At 29.5% G+C, this 1462-nt stretch carries 1 protein-coding gene; it reads left to right on the forward strand.

Going from position 1 to position 1462, the window contains the following annotated elements; translation table 11 throughout:
- Positions 1-96: 96 nt before the first annotated feature.
- Complete coding sequence (locus tag BN2920_RS00100) at positions 97-1419, forward strand: IS3 family transposase (RefSeq protein ID WP_058293045.1); 1323 nt, start codon at positions 97-99, stop codon at positions 1417-1419.
- The last annotated feature ends 43 nt before the right edge of the window (positions 1420-1462 follow it).

Here is a 1462-nt window from a genome sequence, read left to right on the forward strand (position 1 = left end):
TAATAAAATGGACCCTATATAGTAGACACTAATAAAAGAGTGTCTATCTATATAGAGTCTTTTTTTGTACAATAAATTTATGAGGTGATTTAATTAATGAGTAAGAAGACATTTTCAAATGAAGAAATCAAGAATTTATCTAAAAATAAGTATGTTAAAAAAATTAGTGATAAAGCTATTACATATACTAATGAATTTAAAATTCATTTTATAGCAGAATACAATAACGGAAAATCTCCAAGAGTAATTTTTCAAGAAGCTGGATTTGATGCTGAGGTAATTGGTTTAAAACGTATCGATTGTTCATCAAGCAGATGGAAAAAAGCTTATAAAGAAAATGGAGTTCTTGGCTTAGATGATACTCGTCGTAATAATAGCGGTCGTCCGCGTGAGCGTGAACTAACTAAAGACGATATTATAGCAAAACAAAATGCTGAGATTGAATATTTAAAAGCTGAGGTTGAGTTGTTAAAAAAATTAGAGCTGCAAGAAAGGCAGGTGAGAAAAGGTAAATTAATTGCAGCAGAAGCATTTTACTTAATAGAAAACTTGGCTAAAGGTTCTATAAATAACTTTAGTATTAGACATTTATGTGCTATAGCTGAAGTTTCACGTTCGGGTTATTATAGATATTTAAAAAGTAAATCATTAAAAATCGAACGTGATAACAATGATATAGTCCTTAGAAATAATATACTAAAAGCATTTAATTTTAAGGGATACAAGAAAGGATCACGTTCAATTAAAATGACTTTAGAAAATAGCTTTGGTATTACATATAATAGAAAGCGTATTCAAAGGATTATGAGAAAATATAATATACTTTGCCCAATAAGAAAAGCTAATCCATATAGAAGAATGGCTAAAGCAACAAAAGAGCATAGAGTTGTTCCGAATCTTCTTAACAGAAACTTTAAACAAGGGGTAGCTGGAAAAGTACTTCTTACTGATATTACATATTTACCATATGGTGCTAACCAGATGGCTTATTTGTCAACCATAAAAGACGCTTCAACTAATGAAATATTATCTTATAATGTATCAAATAGTTTGGAATTAGATATAGTTATGACCACCATACGTAATTTAATGTCTAATAAAGATTTTAAACCATCTAATGATGCATTTATTCATTCGGATCAAGGAGTTCATTATACTAGTCCTAAATATCAAAAATTATTAAAAGAAAATAATCTTGGACAATCTATGTCTAGACGCGGTAATTGTTGGGATAATGCCCCTCAAGAATCTTTCTTCGGCCATCTGAAAGATGAAGTTGATTATAAGAGTTGTACTACATTAGAAGACATCGAGAATTCTATTAATGATTATATTGATTACTACAATAATCATCGTTGTCAATGGAATTTAAAAAAGCTGACTCCTGTAGAATACAGAAATCAGCTTTCAGCGGCATAAGCATCTTTTTTTTATTGTCCTTGACAAAGGGTCCACTTTATAA

The sequence above is a fragment of the Clostridium neonatale genome (genome assembly GCF_001458595.1).
GTDB classification, from domain to species: Bacteria; Bacillota; Clostridia; order Clostridiales; family Clostridiaceae; genus Clostridium; species Clostridium neonatale.